This is a genomic window from Streptomyces sp. NPDC051133, assembly GCF_040682635.1.
Classification (GTDB): Bacteria; Actinomycetota; Actinomycetes; order Streptomycetales; family Streptomycetaceae; genus Streptomyces.
In genome coordinates this window covers 17,342-30,527 of the sequence record NZ_JBFBBK010000053.1, presented here as the reverse complement: position 1 = coordinate 30,527, position 13,186 = coordinate 17,342, and the positions used below count along the sequence as shown (strand labels likewise).

Below are 13,186 nucleotides of genomic sequence, written 5' to 3'. Positions count from 1 at the left end.
TGCCGGGGCCGCCGCCCTGTCTGGCAGGCAGGGGAATATCCACACCCTGTGGATAAGGGGGCAGGAGTAGAGCTGCCCGTAATCTCCTGTGACCGTTGCCCGCCGCGATAGCCCCACGTGCTCGCTCTGGGGAGGAAGCGACGCGGGCGACCTCGGCACCCGTCAGGGACGACGAGCAGCTACGACTACGGCTGTCTCAGCGAAGAAGAAGCGGCCGTCGGCCGCCGCCTGTTGCACTGCCTCGTACCACTCCTCGACCTCAACCGTGTCCACCCGTCCGGAACCCCGGAGGGCGGTCGAACGCAGTGCACCCCGGACGTCACCGATGCGGCGCGCCGCATGGCCTGCAAGCTCTGTTGAATGAGTCACCAGCGTTTCCACATGCGTCCGAGCGAGCGGCGAAGCGTCTACAAGACCAGGTAGCTTGCGGCCCATTCGCCCGTCCGAACTGTCCATCCAGGGCGGTGCGTCGTCAGCAAAGGCGTGCAGAATCTTCCTGTCCAACTCGACCGGAGCGCCGGAGACCACGAGCGAGTCGAAGTCAGAGTGAGAGAGCACCATCCGGCCACCAGGCCGTAGGACTCGATGCACCTCCCGGAGGAGCAAGGCCGGTTCGGGCAGACACTCCAGGAGGTTGGAGGAGACAACAGCGTCCACACTGGCGTCTTCGAGGGGCAGCTTCTCCCGTAGGTCAGCGGACGTCAGCTTGACGCATCCGCCATGCTTCCGAAGCCGGTCCCGAGCCTTTGCCAGTGACTCGACTGCGCGGTCGAACCCGATGAGCTGCGCTTCGGGATGCCGCCGCGCGAAGGCAGCGAGAGCGGGACCCGCGCCGCAGCCAAGGTCGACGACGGAGCCCTCCACAGGAAGGTCCGCCAGATCGAGGAACCGGTCGTGCAGGGCCTCGTTCGTCACGGACATGGCTGCCTCCCCGACGTACCGCACAGTGCTCGCCTCATCAGGGACACACCATAGGACGCAGGCGCCACGAGCGGACTCCGGAAGGCTGGAAGCTGATGCCAGCCAGACTTAGGGGAGTTAACTGCCTTGGACAGGCTTTCTCCCCGATCGGACCGCTTTGAGCGTGGCTAGCCGATCACTGCGCTCTGCGGGGCCGTACTGGGGGGCGTGTAGCTCGTGAGCCTTCAACGTCTGGGCCGCGCACTCAGCGGTACGGTCGCCAGAAGCTCATGGTGTGCGGTGGGCGGCTCATCAGGGGCTGCCTCGTCGATCACCTGCGCAGCGCGACGCTCCAGAGCAGCGACATTGGCGGAGTTGTCGATGGTGGCAACGCCGTTGACGGTGACCTTGAGTGGCTCCGCGACGAGTACGGCGATGCGTTCGTGGAGCACTTCGAGGGCGACAGCCTTGGCGGAGCTCAGCCGCTCGTATCGGGCAGTGAGTTCGTCGGCGTCGGTGTTGGGGCCGAGCTGAGCTTGAAGCCAGCGCAGTACGTCGATGTTCACGCATCTCCTCGAAGAGGCGGCGGGGAGGAGGCAAGGAGTCTGCTCCTCCCCGCCGCGCAGGGTCGGCCCTAGGCGGGATTCGCCCTCCGGGCGGATGGCTTGCTGGTCGGAGCGGGCGGCTGCTCGCCCTCCCAGCAGCGCGGATTGGTGATCTGGTCGGCCAAGGCCGCGTCCGTCACGCCCTCGCCGGCGAGCAGCACCACGGGGATGCGCTCGACAGGGTCGAGAACATGGACGCTCGCGGCGAGCACGCCCAGCGACTTCACGGCGGCGCTCACAGGACGGTGGCGGTGATGTGGCAGTCCGGCGAGTACAGGACAGGCATCGCCGCGGCGGCACCCTTGGTCCAAATCTGCACCGGATCATCCTCGACATCACGGGTGATGACGATGCCCGGGGCGTCCTCCCGCTCGATCTGCGGGTTCATTCCGCGGGACAGGGCCAGGGACTCGGTGGTGGTGCCGTACTGGGTCTGGCCCCACTTCGCGCGGTCCGGCGGAAGCATGATCCACCGGTCCTCCGGCAGCACCCGCTTGGATACGTCGTCCTGCCACACCTGAGCCTTGTAGAACGTGACCGGTGGCAGACCGTAGTTGCCGCGCACCGAGTTGATCTGCTGCGGGTTCAGCGTCGCAGTCGGGGTCTGCCCGCCTGCCGGGGTGCCGTAGTAGGCCGCCCTGTAGGCGCCGTTCGACGCCAGATGCGACCACGCCTTGCGGGACGTGAGCACCATCTCCGGTGCCGGTGCGCCGATGGAGTCGAGATAGTCGATCCACCGCAGCTCGTCCGCGATCGGGTCTGCCGCAGGGTCAGACCACGGTTTCGGTGCCGTCGGCATGTTGGCCTGCGGGACGCCGTAGTCGGCCTCGACCGTGAGGCCGTTCTCTCCGGTGAGGGTGAACTTGCCGTCCAATAGGACGTCACCAGCGGCGAGTTCGAGGCGGGAGCGGATTGCTTCGACGTGTCGCTCCACATCGTCGTACAGCAGCTCCACCAGCCGGTCCTCGTCCGCGCCGCGGGAAGCGTCGAGGAGGAGCTGTTCCATCTCGCCGACGAGGAGCTTCTGGCCGAGCGCCGGCAGGGTGCCTTCGGTCTGCGTGGACTCGGCCTGCCGCTTCGCGAACGGCACGCTCGTGTCGTACGCCCGGTACGAGGCGGCGTTCACGCGGCGCTTGCTCTGCCGGATGCGCCACTTCACGTCCTGCACCTTGGCTTCGGCGAACACCGTCTGGGTGAGCAGGAAGTCGCTCGGGTTCGGGATGGTGCGTGCGTAGACCGTGAGGTCAGCGACGGAGACGTTCTTCAGGAGGTCGGCGACACTCACGCGCTCACCGCCCCGAGGAAGCGGATCTGCGCCCCGGCCGGGCTTGCAGCGATCTTGGCCGGGTCAATGCCGCCCGGGATCTTCGCTGTGTTCACGGTGCCGTGCCAGAACAGGGCTGCCGGGACCTTGGTGACGCCGGGAGTGAACGGCGCTTCGGCGTATACGAGGCCGGCGAGCACCTCGCGGCCGTCCTTTGCCGCGGGATCGTATGCGCCGAAGAGCCCGGAAGCGGCGATGCGGCCGACGGGGACGCCTGAGCGGATGTAGCCGTGCGGCTGGGTGGCGGTCGGCTCGACGTAGTGGGTGTTCTTGGTGAGCTTCGTCAGGTCGAGGGTGATGGTTTCCGTGGAGTCGGTGCCGTGCCGGGACGCGAGCCAGTCCCGATTGGCGGTGACGGTCACGGAGGTGGTGTACGGCTGGATACTCAAGCCGCTATCTCCTGGTGATGCGGTGCGGTCGCGCACTCACCGGATGGTGGAGCCGTCCACGAGGAGGAAGCGGGGCGTGGTCCCCGAGCACGTCGTTCGGACCCTGCGAGTTAGTCGGAGGTGGAGATCAGACCGCGGCGACGGGCCATCTCCAGACCTGCCGCACCAGGGGTACGGTCGACGCCTCCGGGGCGGGGCGGCGGCACGGACGCCGGAGCACCACCGGGAGCGGCTGGGCCCGAACTCGCGGAGACGGAGAACAGCTCGGGCCGGCGCTCCTTCAGCTCCTGGACGGCTTCCTCGAGCGCAGAATCGTCTGCATCGACTGTGACGCCAAGGAGCGCCACAGCATCGTCGAGATCGCGGCCTGCCGCGCCCGCGCTCACAAGTACGGAGCGTCGGGAGGCTTCCCGTTCCTTCGCAGCTGCCGCGGTTTCGCGAGCGATGGCAGCCTGCTCGCGTTCGGCGAGGGCCTGCTCACGGCGCTGTGCCTCGGTCAGCTGCTCCTGCTCAACGTGCCGAGCCTGGGTGATGAACTCTTCGAGTGCTGATGCACTGGAAAACCCGAGCTTGTCGACGAGAGTACGGATCGCGGCACGGCCGCCCTGGTCCTTCTCCCGTGCCATCAGGGTGTTCAGGTGCTTCTGACTGAGGCTGAGGGGCGCCTCGTCATTCGAGGGGTCCTCGGAGGACGCACCCAGGACGGGGAGGATCGGGCGGCCGTCGCGGCGGAAGCCAAGCGCGATGTTCGGGTCAGGCAGGGTGCGGGTCATCAAGAAGTGCTGCTCCCAGACGGCCCCGCGCCGGACCTGAGTCTACCGACGTGAACAACAACCCCTTGATCACGTCTCACGGACGACGTGCCAGTACATGCAACTCCGCCCGTCGCCCTATGACGGAGCAGGGGCAACGGGCGGAGGATTGGGCAGTTTGCCGCTACAGATCCCGCACTTGGACGGACGATCCCAGTTCTCGAACTCGTTCCGCGAGAGCTTCAGCGGCATGAGCCTTGACGACTATCTGGACGTTGCCTTGCAGGAAGGAGACGTCGTCGTTGTCGACGAGCTGGTACAGCTCCCTGAACAACTGGCTGAGGGCATCAGCATTACCGGTGTTGTTCAGCATGCTCTGGATGACTGAGAACGCCAGCTGCTTCTCCTGCGGAGCATTTGGCTCCTCAGTGTCTGAAGCCTCCTGGTCCTGCTCCGTGGTGCTCTCGCCGCCGGGAGAGGACTCTGGCTCGGGCGAGGTGTTGTCCTCGTGGGACGGGGCGTCCTCGTCGGTCGCAGGCAAGGGCTTGCCGAGCCTGAGGCGCTGGCTGGAGAGATTGATCTCCGAAACGCCAGTGACGGCGACCTCTTCGTCCTCGCTGTTGACGATCCGAAGCAGGCCCAGGCGCACGGCGTCGAAGAGCGCCTGCCGCAGATCGTCCTGCCCGCCGTGAAGGAGGGGAAGCCTTGGCGTGTTCCAGAACGAATCCCGGAGCTCGTCTAGCGGACGCCCGTAGTCGCTCTCTCGCAGGTTGTGCAGCAGCGTCTTCGCAGTGAACGTGCCCTGGTCGAATGCCCTTTCCTTCTCAACGAGGGCCTTCCACACCGTGGTGCCGAAAAGGGCCGTCTCGTTCTTGTCTCCGAACGTCACCTCATCGACAACACGAGGCGCGTCATCGTCCGGCTGCGCGAGGAAGAGGACATGCTGGAAGGCCCGCTTGATGTGATCTTCGAGGCTGCGCTTCGCATCGTTCCGCTCGGCAGTCGCCTTGGACCTAATGTCAGCGTCGTACTGCGTCTCCGGGACGCCGAGCACCCTCTCCGCCGCCAGATAGTGCGTCGCGACCCGGCGGGCCGCATGCCGCTGCTGCGTGTTGGCCACAACGAAGACGACCGAGGATGCCCAGCGGGTAGGGAGCCTGTCGGCGCCGAGCCCCACCGCCGATTTGATAGCCTCACGCGTTTCGCGATCCGCACCGTTGCGGAGCGTGAACTGGGCAGGATCGAGCACTACCAGGCGTGACACCCGCGCATCGTCGATTCCTGCGCCGGCCAACACCTCCCGAGCGGACTGGCCGTCCTTGGAAGCCCGCACGAACTGCTTGCGGTCGAACGGGCCGGTGTCGGTGAGCCGTTCAGCGAAATCAGCGATAGCCGCGTCACGCTCGGCATCCGTGATGGTGTCCCGCATCGCACGCTGCAACATGAGCAGCGTCTGCTCGGTGGACAAGAAGTAGCGGATCGGCTGGCCCTTTTGCCCGGGGGTCACCTCGATGCTGACCAAGCCCGTCTCGGGGTCGGTCAGTTCACTGATGACGGCGTCAGCGTCCGCGTACATGTACGCCGGGTCAGCGACTGCGGTCGCTGCCTTGACTTCGGCATCCGTCGCACCGCGGCGGCCCTGGCTGCGTCCGGACACGATAGAGGTCAAGAACACTGCTGTGGCGGCGCGTTCGGCGGCACGCGGATTGGAGTGATGCCAGAGCGCCTTGCTATCGGTGGCACGGGCTGTGTCCATGAGACGGGCAGTGCCGCTCGTGTCATTGACGCCGACGATGTCGTTCTGTGCCAGTGACCGGTAGTTGTTCTGGGTCTTCGTGTCGCTGATGAGGCCAGAACCGATAATGGCTTCGCGGACCTGGGTGTTGGACAACGGAAGGTCGCCTAGGCCGATCAGATGCGGAGCCCACTTGCCCTCCTTGCCGCGCTGCTGAAGCGCGTACACGGTGGCAGCGAAGACCCTGATGGTTGAGCGGACCTTCTGGAATCCGGCACGGTTGGCCCACTCGTGCTCCGCCATGTGCATTAGCTGCGGGTGGAAGGGGTACGTGCGGGCCACTTCGTCAGCGAAGTTTGCTGTCCAGGGGGCATGGAGCTGGTCGAAGACCTTGGTCTTCCACTGACCGTTTTCCATGGCCTCCTTGTAGTCGCGGACCGTTGCGTCCATAACTTCCGGCTTCGGCGACTTCGTGAAAATACGCCGGCGCAGGATGGCGGCGAAGTCCTCGTTCTCGTGGACGCCTACACGCTTCCCGTTGCGGTCCAGGAGCTGTTCGAGGTCGGCGCGGCGGCGCGTACCCGCGGGTTCGAGCGAGAGCGAGTCCTTGTCGGACGCGATCATCACGGCCAGCATCGCGGTGTGCGGGGTCTTTGTGACGGCGTCCAGGAGTGCACGCATGAACGCCTGGTCCTGGGCGCTCAGCGTCTCGTCGGCGACACCATCGAGGCCGTTGCCGAAGTAGTTCATGATCTCGTCAACAATGATCAGCACTGGCCGACCGAGCGACGTGATCGCTTCAGAGATCTTTGCCAGGTTGCTGAAGTGCTTGCGGTAGGCGTCGTAACGAGAAAAGTCGCCCTGGAAGAGCCGCCAAAGAAACCGCTCGTAGAGGTTCTTAGCCGCCGGTCCGTCATGCTCATCGGTGGTAACACCGGGCGTCATGTTGTCGCAGGGCAAGACGACGACGTGCGGGTTGTTCAGGTTCTTGGGCAGCGCACGGCCGAGGATGTTTTCGGCCTGCTGGAAGATGGACTTGCCGATGTCGGTCTTGGCCAGCTGAACAGGATCCGAGGCCAGGTGGTAGGCACCAATGCATGCATGCGACTTGCCGCCGCCCATGCCCTGGTCGAGTCGAAGCAGGGCGTTGGGCGACTTGGTGTAGTCGCTTCCACCGCCAAGCCGGATCGCGATTTGGGCCAGGAGGTCCGTCAACGTTCCCGTGGGGTGGGTGATTTCGCCGTAGTACGCGGCGTCGGCGTATTGCGGGCGTTGCTCGCCGGTCCCGTAAACCGCGTGGTACAGGGACATCTGTACGTCGGCGATGGACCCCGAGGCGTTCAGGATCTCAGGGCGGATCCGAAGTGCCTTCCACCACGGCGTCACACCGCTCTTACTCACGCCAACTCCTCGCATTCTGATCGTCTTTGGTGAGGTTACTGCTTCGCGCAGTGTTTAGAACAAGGTGTCCTGGGGGTCCTTGGCTGCGCTCTCGCGAGTGGTGCGGAACTGCGCGGTAGCGATGTTTCGTGCAGCCACGTCGACGCCACGTCGGGCCCGCTGCAGACCGTTCCAGGCGGCGACGTCGGCCTCGCCCTCAGGCAGCCGGTTCGCGAGATAGGAGATCGCGGACCACAGGTACTGATCGTCGTTGTCTCGTGCGGCGGCGACGAGGACCTCGGCGACGGCTTCGAGTCCGTCCGGCCAAGCCTTTGCCATGGCCAGGGCCACATCGATGACGGACGAGTCTGAAGTGATGTTGCTCTTGAACTCCTTGGCCGCCAGGAACCGGCAGCCCTTGTCTCCTTGATGGAGCAGGTTCTTCACGTCGTTCATGTCCAGGTCGCCGGCAAGGACCTGCCACCTGAGTTCCGACTTGGGAGCCAACTGCCGCCCATACAGGCGCACCCACCACAGGGCGAACCGGGTACGGGCATCGAAGGAGTCCAGCGGCAGGGAGACAACCTTGATGTCAGCAGCGTCCTGCACGGCCTTTCGGGCAACGATCAGGAACCGTTCCAGACCGACCTCGTTGCCCGTGACGTCCAGGATCTTCGAGTAGCGGCCCGTGACCTCCATCGCCGGTCCCGCGGAAGCCATCAGCATGTCGGTGTGAGCGAGACCCGATCGGTCCCACAGCTCAACGCGCTCCTTCACCACGTCTCTGACCTGGCTCTCCACGGCACCGAGGCGTCCTTCCTTACGGTCCGGAGGAGCCGGTCGGCAGGCCATCGTGAGCGTGGTGACGATGTTGGCTGCTGTAGCAGAGGCTCCACCGGCCTCAGTCTTCGCTGGCCATGAGCCCGTGAGTACCAATCCAGCTGAGGAGATTGCGTTCAGCAGCCGACGCCAAACTTCGAGATCGCCGTGCCCAAAGACGATGGTGACGACACCATCGTCTGTGACGACTCGGCGGGCCTCTGCGAACGCGCGTGCGATGTTCTCGTCGTAGTGCTGGTGCGTTCGGTGATCGTCGCCCTGGCTTCCACCGCGCTTGACCGTGATGTCGTCTGTCTTCTCCTGGACGCCGCCGGGGTGCATGGTCATCGACAGCATGGGGTCTGCTGTATACATGGCCCGCTTTGCCCACACGTAGAACAGATCGCTGGAGTCGCTGTAGTCGATCATGTCGTCATACGGCGGATCGGTCACTACGGCGTCCATCGACCCGGGCCTGAACGGAAGCGTCGTTGCGCTACCCCGCTGGATCGTTGCGGGAACAGCCTTGGCGCGCTGCCGGATGTTGCGCAGAGTGGTCACGGTCTGTCGAGATAGTGAGTCCCATGAACCGGGGCCGTTTGAGAGGCCGCTCTCGAACCAGTCGTACGAGAACGAGACAGCGGATTGGTTGACGAAGATGTCGCCGACACGCGTGCCGCCGGTGATCTGCAGTCGGGCACCTCGCGTGGTGCGTCGCATCTTGCGCATCATTGCGGCCGTGGCGTAGCCAGCCAGGGCCCGTGCGTACTCGGAGGAGACGCCAGCCCGCAGGCATTCCTCTGTGACCTCATTGATGGCGCGGGCCAGCCGCACGAGCCCGAGTGTCTGCCGTGGTTCGCAGAGGTCCCCATACGTACGGTCGCCGTAGTTCACCGACTGGATGGTCCATGTATTGCCGTCCGGGATCACCTCGTCAGGGCGGGCGGACAGCATGCCGAACGGGGGTTCGTTCTTCAGTGCTTCAGCGGCCTGCTTGGCGGCGGCTACTTCCTCGGCGGTCGGAGAACGGAAGACCTTGGTGCCGTCATCGGGGTCGATGTCGGCGGTGACGAGCAACTCGTCCTGCCGCAGGCCTTCCATGCTGAGCCTGGTGTGTACAGCCTTCGAGTGGACGTGATCGCAGAACGGGCAGACAGCGACGCGACCTGTCGCCGAGTACTTGCTCTTGCCAGCCTGGACTCGTGTGGGGGCACCGGTCGGTGGGCCATCGTGGACGACGGCTTCACAGAGTCCCGTCTTCGGGTCCGCGTGGATACGGAAGCTCTGCCCTGCGTCACCCTTCTTGGGGCGGGGGCGCCTGAGCTCAAGTTCACCAACCAGAGGAAAGCGGCGTCCGCATTCCTGGCAAGGGAGCGAGGAGGCCCAAAAATATCCCCACGGGTAGGCTTCGCCCACCTTGGGATAGAACTCGTCCATGTATTCGCGGAAACGTCGCCCTACTTCGAATAGGAAGTTCTCCACGTCTGCGACGATTCGGTCTTCCTCTTCGCCGATGGTGAGATTCGTGTCGCTTCTGCGCTCGAAGGGGAGATCGGGTTCCTTGCTCCAGTCGCGAAATGCCATTTCGGCGAGCAGGGAACCGCCGAGGGCTGCGAAGGGCGAGTAGTCGATGCCGAAGGCTTCCGCCTGAAGGCGACCAGCCTCCAGGGGGATCATGGCTCGGCCAGAGAAAGGGTCCAGGACTCGGGGAGCCTTTCCGTATTCCTTCTCCAGGATTTCCTGGATCTCCTTGGCCTTCGCCGTATGGCCCTGAAGGGCCTCGCGGACGAGATCCCGTAGCTTCTGCTGCTCAGACTCGTCATCCGGCCACGGCAGCAGGCTCGTCAATACCGCAGCCTTTGACTGAGCAACTGGTCGCTTCGCGAACCACACCCACAGGCTGGACTCCGTGTTCCCGCTGCCCCAGCTCTCTGAGCATGCGTCGCTGACCTCTGCGCAGGGAAACCAGCGTTCGATCATGCGTGTCATGCGGGACTCTCCTGAGTGCGGTCACGTGCGGTTCGCAGGGAGGCGCCAGGGATACGGAAGACTGCGTCTCCGCGGATATCGCCAGCGAACACGTCGATGGGGTCACGGAAGCTGCCGAACAGAGCTCCCCGGCCGTCGTTGCACTGGTCAACTACGTACAGCCAGAACTCGCGTCGGTGCTGCATCGCCATGAGTACCTCGTTTCCGGTCAGCCGGATACCCCGCGACGCGGCAGAGTCCCAGACCCCCTTGACCTCGACGAGCCGTTGTTCCCGACCCCTCCTTGCCTGGAGATCGTAGCCCCGGTTCTCCGTATGGATGTCCGAGACTACCCAGCCGTCTTCCTGGAGCAGGCGCTGGACGTAGCGCATCGCGATGCGCTCGGAGTCCTTCTCCTCGCGGGAACTGTCGACTGCCCCGGCGTAGACACGCATGCGTGCCATGCAGGTGGGTTCGGTGATCTCGACCTTGCTCAGGCGCTCAAGCTCGGTCAGCCGGCCTTGCGCCTGGGCGCGGAGGCGGTTCCGCAGCGCCAGACGTTCGTTGCGGTTCGGGATCTGGTGGGTGAGGTCGACAGGAAGGTTCTCAAGATCACGGCGGGCGGAGGCGAACCATTCGTCGCGGACGTCTTGGTACCTCGTGCGGGTGCCGGTGGCGAGTTCGTTGGCACGTTCCTCAGCGAGCTGTTCGCGGGCAGGGTGCGGAACGCCGCCGGATTTCGGTGTAGGCACCAGGTTGGCGAGCGTTTCCCAACGGACGGGGTAGGCGTCACCTGTTTCATCGACTCGGATGAGCCCGGCCCACGCTGTACGGCGGCGGCCTCCGACTTCGGTGAGAGTGGCCTCGTAGGCATACAGCTCGTAGCCGGTGATGCTCGTGGGGTCTTCCGCAGCGCCTCCGCGGTAGAGGTCGGGGGCCAGGGTGCCCGAGACGTGTTCGATGAGGTCACCGAAGGCGATGCTGCCGGGGCCGAGCGCCAGAGCGCGGGAGGTGTCCGCGTTCCCTGTGTTGTCTTTGAGGGCTTGGCTACTGGTAGCGACGAGAGCACGCTTCTCCCCACCGAGCCCGGCAGGCAGGGCAACGTCTGACGAGATCAGGAGGATGCCGTCGCCGGCAGCCGTGTTCTGGACACGGAGGAGCTCAGCCGCGCCGAGTCGCTTGAGGAAGGCTTCGACGATCGCCGGGTTGATGCGCTCTAGGAGGTCGTTCTGCAGGAGGGTCAGTGCGGCCATGGCCTCGACCTTGCTGGCGAGCTCGGCCTCCTGCGCTCGGGCTTGCCGTGCGCGGCGCCGCAGGTCCGCGATGTTGATACGTCGAGCGGCCTCCTCTGCTGCGTGGCGGCGTTCCACGTCGTCGCCGTACATGGCCTGGAGCCATTCCTCGTAGCGGATGCCGGACAGCTCGGCTACGAGGGAGAGGCTGTCGAACATCTGGCCGTCGAGTTCGTTGGCGGCGGTCACAAACAGATCGAGGAGGCGGTGGAGGGTGGCGCCTTCCCGGGTATCGACAGCGATCAGATTGAACAGCTCGACGTCCCGGGTCTGACCAACTCTGTGGATGCGGCCCATGCGCTGTTCGAGCCGCACGAGAGACCACGGAATGTCGTAGTTGATCAGGACGTGCGCTACCTGCAGGTCGATGCCTTCGTTGCCTGCGTCGGTGGAGACGATGATCTGGAACTCGCCGCGCATGAACTCTGCCCGTACGGCGTCGCGCTCAGAGTTCGGCTGGCGCCCGGAGTACATGCGGGCGCTGTAGCCCTCGTCGGCAAGTCGTGCGGCGATCCATTCCGCGGTGTCGGCGAACTCTGTGAAGATCACGGCCTGCTCGCCGTTTCCCGGACGGATGCCCTCGGGTGCCAGGCATTCGTCGACGAGGATGCGCCACTTTGAGGGGGTGGCGATCCGGTCCTGGAGGATCTGATCCACCTGTTGGACGAGGTCCGAGATCGCCTTGCGCTCAGCACGGACTGCGGTGGAGTCCGCGTTGACGACCTGGGCTTCCTCCCGTCCGGCTTCGTCTTCCCCGTACGGGTCTGCCTGCACGGAGGCTTCAGCAGCGGCGAGGCGGCCCATGTGCTCGTGCCGCCGCCGCAGAGTCTCGCGCAGCGCGTACAGAGAGGAGGCTGTGCGCTTGCCGTAGACCATGCGGGCCAGGGGCTGGGCGTTCTGGAGCATGTAGCGATCAACCAGATCCAGCGCCTGGTTGTAGATGGAGTGCTCCTGCCGGCTCAGCGGAACTCTGTGGTTCGTGGCGCGGCGCCGCTTGAACAGATGGCTTTGCCCGTCGTAGTCGACGAGGTCTTCCTTCATCCGGCGAAGGAAGTGGATCGGGCCAGGGGTGAGCTTCGGCAAGTCCTGCGACTGGTCGGAGCCCGGGTCGGGGTAGATGTCGGGGTCCACGATGTGCAGGAGGTGCCGGAACAGCCACTCGGACCCGCGGTGGGGCGTGGCCGTCATGAGCAGGGTGCGGGGCGCCCTGGACAGGAGCCGCCCCACTCGGTGATAAGTCTGTGCCGTGGGGGTGAGGCGGTGAGCCTCGTCGAAGACGACGATGTCCCAGCCAGCGCGGTCGGGGCGGATTGCCTCCTGGACGGCGCCGTTGACGGCTGCCAGCTCTAGGGACACGATCCACATATCGTGGGTGACGTCGAGGGCGTGTTCTCGCACCGTCTCGGCAGTGATCCGGCGCAGACCGCCGTCGAAAAACCGGTCGAAGTCTGCCTGCCACTTTGAGACCAGGTTGGCTGGCGCAACGATCAGTGCCTTTCGGACCAACCCGTATCGCTGCATCTCGCGCAAATAGAGTCCGGCCATGATTGTCTTACCGGTTCCAGGCTCGTCGGCGAGCATGAACCGAAGCCACGGCTGCGGGAGCATGGCTCCGTACACCGCATTGGCCTGATGTGCGTACGGATTCAGTGGTGACGATGCGAGGAGCGTGCTCTTCGCATTGGTCGCGGCTGCGGACATCCACTGAGTCCACATACCTGCCAGGATCCGAGAGGAAGGGGCGCTGCCGTCCTGTGTCAGGAGCTGGACCTTAGAGACTTCGTCCGCGGTGAGGTCGACACGGTGGAGTTCTTGATCGTCGGTCTCTACGTACAGACGCCATCCGCCGCCGGCAGTCTCCTGGGCGCCGTCGATGGTCACCCAGCCCCGGACAGTCTTCGGCAGGCTCACGCGCTGCCCCTGCTCGAACACCATCACCCCGAACTCGCTACTCTCTGCTCCGCGCCGTATCCAACCGGTATCGACTGCCACGCCTGGCGGCGCCCCCACCCTACCGGGGAG

At 65.1% G+C, this 13,186-nt stretch carries 9 protein-coding genes; all 9 read right to left on the bottom strand.

What is annotated here, in order from left to right:
• Positions 1–162 precede the first annotated feature (162 nt).
• Positions 163–1,023: a methyltransferase domain-containing protein gene (locus tag AB0N17_RS36685; protein WP_366015999.1), complete on the bottom strand. Its 861-nt coding sequence runs from the start codon at positions 1,021–1,023 to the stop codon at positions 163–165.
• Positions 1,024–1,145: 122 nt separating this feature from the next.
• Complete coding sequence (locus AB0N17_RS36680) at positions 1,146–1,466, bottom strand: hypothetical protein (protein ID WP_366015969.1); 321 nt, start codon at positions 1,464–1,466, stop codon at positions 1,146–1,148.
• A 68-nt stretch (positions 1,467–1,534) separates the two neighbouring features.
• Complete coding sequence (locus tag AB0N17_RS36675) at positions 1,535–1,744, bottom strand: hypothetical protein (RefSeq protein WP_366015968.1); 210 nt, start codon at positions 1,742–1,744, stop codon at positions 1,535–1,537.
• Entirely contained in the window at positions 1,741–2,790 is a 1,050-nt protein-coding gene (locus tag AB0N17_RS36670; RefSeq protein ID WP_366015967.1) for a major capsid protein, read from the bottom strand. The genes AB0N17_RS36675 and AB0N17_RS36670 overlap by 4 nt, the downstream gene beginning before the upstream one ends.
• Positions 2,787–3,191 (bottom strand): head decoration protein, encoded by a 405-nt coding sequence (locus tag AB0N17_RS36665; protein WP_366015966.1) that lies wholly within the window; start codon positions 3,189–3,191, stop codon positions 2,787–2,789. Before AB0N17_RS36665 ends, AB0N17_RS36670 begins: the two co-directional genes overlap by 4 nt.
• Before the next feature lie 137 nt (positions 3,192–3,328).
• On the bottom strand, positions 3,329–3,991 hold the full coding sequence (locus AB0N17_RS36660; protein ID WP_366015965.1) for a hypothetical protein: 663 nt from the start codon (positions 3,989–3,991) through the stop codon (positions 3,329–3,331).
• Between the two features lie 163 nt (positions 3,992–4,154).
• The gene (locus AB0N17_RS36655) at positions 4,155–7,106 is read right to left on the bottom strand and encodes a DUF499 domain-containing protein (protein ID WP_366015964.1); all 2,952 of its coding nucleotides are present in this window, start codon (positions 7,104–7,106) and stop codon (positions 4,155–4,157) included.
• A gap of 54 nt (positions 7,107–7,160) precedes the next feature.
• A complete protein-coding gene (locus AB0N17_RS36650) occupies positions 7,161–9,893 on the bottom strand; it encodes a DUF1156 domain-containing protein (protein WP_366015963.1) in 2,733 nt (910 codons plus the stop codon).
• Positions 9,890–13,099, bottom strand: coding sequence for a helicase-related protein (locus AB0N17_RS36645; protein ID WP_366015998.1), 3,210 nt, complete (start codon positions 13,097–13,099; stop codon positions 9,890–9,892). The genes AB0N17_RS36650 and AB0N17_RS36645 overlap by 4 nt, the downstream gene beginning before the upstream one ends.
• Positions 13,100–13,186 lie beyond the last annotated feature (87 nt).